The 1,097-nt window shown below is 62.4% G+C and carries 1 protein-coding gene and 2 pseudogenes; all 3 read right to left on the reverse strand.

Annotation, left to right across the window (positions count from 1 at the left end):
- Positions 1 to 551, reverse strand: a pseudogene (locus CDQ92_RS20610) (transglutaminase); the annotation flags it as partial.
- Positions 542 to 670, reverse strand: a complete 129-nt coding sequence (locus tag CDQ92_RS21900) for a hypothetical protein (protein ID WP_272897571.1) — start codon at positions 668 to 670, stop codon at positions 542 to 544. The gene CDQ92_RS21900 and the pseudogene CDQ92_RS20610, both read right to left, overlap by 10 nt.
- Positions 671 to 744: 74 nt before the next feature.
- Positions 745 to 1,053: pseudogene (gene rpsG, locus CDQ92_RS20615) on the reverse strand (30S ribosomal protein S7); the annotation flags it as partial.
- Positions 1,054 to 1,097: the final 44 nt, after the last annotated feature.

Consider the following 1,097-nt stretch of genomic DNA (forward strand, 5'->3'; position numbering starts at 1 on the left):
CGTTGCGCACGGCAAGCACTGTCTCTTATACACATCTCGATGGTGGTGGTCGTCACGCGCGCCGGCCGGTCGAAACCCTCGCGCGCGTCGATTTCATAGAGGGTGATCTCGTTCGGCTTGCTGGCCGGCCGCCATTCGAGTTTCAGGAGCGCGCCGCCCTTCGCCGTTACGGGAAGGACCCAGCGGTATGGGATTGCCGGGTTCGCGGCCGCCGCAACGACGGGAGGAAGCGTACCGTCGAGCCAGTAGACGGCACCGTCGATCCTAGCCCGCACCAGTACATGGTCGAACATCCCGGGATTGGGCAGGCGTTCATCGAGACCGTCGTCGGCGCCGCTATTGTTGGCGAGCACGGCCTCGGCGTCGATCCCGAGCTTGCCGAGCAATCCCAGCAGCAGCGCCGTCTTGCCCTTGCAGTCGCCATAACGCCGCTGCCATGTTTCCTCGGCGGTGGCGGGGGTCAGATTGCCGCTGCCCAGCCCGACATAGATGTAGCGCACATCCTGTTGCACCAGTTTCAGCGCGGCATTGGCCCTGTCTCTTATACACATCTAGATGTGTATAAGAGACAGGCTATGCTCAGTATCTTGCCGCCCTCGACGATGATCGTCGAGGCGCCGCGCACGGGTTTGCCGGGTTCGGCGAGCAATTGACCCTGTCTCTTATACACATCTCGATATAGGAACGATTGTTACGATTGCGAGACGCGCACCCACTCGATGCGGGGCGGCGTCCCGCGCGCGTTTACCAGCGGTAGTGGCTGAAAGCGCGGTTGGCTTCGGCCATGCGATGCGTGTCTTCACGCTTCTTCACGGCATTGCCACGGTTGTTCGACGCGTCGAGCAGTTCGCCCGACAGGCGCGCGGCCATCGTGGTTTCGCTGCGATTGCGCGCAGCGGTGATCAGCCAGCGGATCGCGAGCGCCTGCGCACGCTCCGGACGGACTTCGACCGGAACCTGATAGGTCGCACCGCCGACGCGGCGGCTGCGGACTTCGATGTTCGGACGGATGTTCGCCTGTCTCTTATACACATCTAGATGTGTATAAGAGACAGGCCCTTACCTTGGGTCACGCCCTGGATGTCGACAATCTGGCC

Source organism: Sphingopyxis bauzanensis (assembly GCF_002205675.1).
In the GTDB taxonomy this organism is placed as follows: domain Bacteria; phylum Pseudomonadota; class Alphaproteobacteria; order Sphingomonadales; family Sphingomonadaceae; genus Sphingopyxis; species Sphingopyxis bauzanensis.